The following is a 1,422-nucleotide window of genomic DNA, read 5'->3' as shown; positions in this document are numbered from 1 at the left end:
AAGTTTCCCACGATCCCAGACCCATGCAAATACTACCCTTGACAATTTCCCTTTTTCCTTAACTTGTCACCAATGCCTTACCAAGGGGAGGGAGTAAGAAATTAACAAATGATTTAGGATTGCTATATATTAAACAACAAATGATAAAATTATTCTCAGATAAGTTGAGGGTAACTCGTTGCTAGAAGAACGCGCTTACTGGTTGGCATGGTCGCAAATTAACGGTATCGGGCCGATTTTGTTGCAGAGATTGCACCAAAATTTCAAGAGTTTGGCAGAAGCTTGGATGGCAAAACCAGTAGATTTAATGCGAATCGAAGGGTTCGGCAAGCAGATAATTGAAACCATTGTGCAAGAACGCACTAAACTCAATCCCCAAGAATTTATCGAAAAACATCTTATAAAAAATCCCTGTTTTTGGACGCCCGCCGATCCAGATTATCCCCGCTTATTATTGGAAATTCCCAATCCGCCACCAGTGTTGTATTATCGCGGTTTAGTTGATGTAAAAGAGAATCACGGAATTACGCCGACAGTGGCAATGGTTGGTACTCGCAGCCCTTCGGAATACGGCAGAAGGTGGACTCGCAAAATTAGTACGGCTTTGGCTAAAAGTGATTTTACTGTGGTTTCGGGATTGGCTGCTGGTATTGATACAGAGGCTCATACAGGCTGTTTGGAGGCGGGAGGAAGGACTTTTGCAGTGGTGGGGACGGGAGTAGATATTGTATATCCTAAACAAAATGAGAGGTTGTGCGATCGCATTTTACAGCAGGGATTGGTAATTAGTGAATATCCGGCGGGGACTCAACCGAATAGAACTAATTTTCCGCGCCGAAATCGCATAATTGCTGGCTTAAGTCGCGCTACAATAGTGATAGAAGCTCCGCATAAATCTGGTGCTTTAATTACTGCTTATCAAGCGAATGATTTTTGTCGGGATGTGTACGTTTTGACAGCAAGATTGGATGATGAGCGTTCCTTTGGGTGTTTGGAGTTGCTGAGTAAAGGTGCTCATCCGATTCTGCCGAGTAGCGATCGACTCTTAAGCGAAGACAGGCTGTTGGAAATGCTCGGAGCTATGCCAAAATTGGATAGAGCCGAGCAGTTGTCGCTATTTCCCCCAAATCCGACGGTTGAGAAGCAAGGGCCGCCGTTGGAGCCGGAATTGGCTAAGGTGTTAAGTGCGATCGAATCTGGGCCGATTTCTTTTGATACAATTGTCGAAGTGTCTGGATTAGAAGCAGGAACAGTTTCTAGTATACTTTTGCAGTTGGAATTGTTGGGATTAGTTTCGCAGTTACCAGGAATGCGATATCAGCGATGCTGATGTGAAAGAAAACTGGGCGGTTGAAAGAGACTGTTGGCGAATTAAAAAAGGGTGAAACCAAACATCCCATAATCATGGAAAAAAAACTACAA

Annotated in this window: 1 protein-coding gene; it reads left to right on the top strand. The window is 43.9% G+C overall.

Going from position 1 to position 1,422, the window contains the following annotated elements; translation table 11 throughout:
* Positions 1 to 178 precede the first annotated feature (178 nt).
* The gene (gene dprA / locus QUA03_RS28855) at positions 179 to 1,330 is read left to right on the top strand and encodes a DNA-processing protein DprA (RefSeq protein WP_333217149.1); all 1,152 of its coding nucleotides are present in this window, start codon (positions 179 to 181) and stop codon (positions 1,328 to 1,330) included.
* Positions 1,331 to 1,422 lie beyond the last annotated feature (92 nt).

It is taken from the genome of Microcoleus sp. S36b_A4 (assembly GCF_036700645.1).
In the GTDB taxonomy this organism is placed as follows: domain Bacteria; phylum Cyanobacteriota; class Cyanobacteriia; order Cyanobacteriales; family Microcoleaceae; genus Microcoleus.
This window is presented reverse-complemented; position numbering and strand designations above follow the sequence as displayed.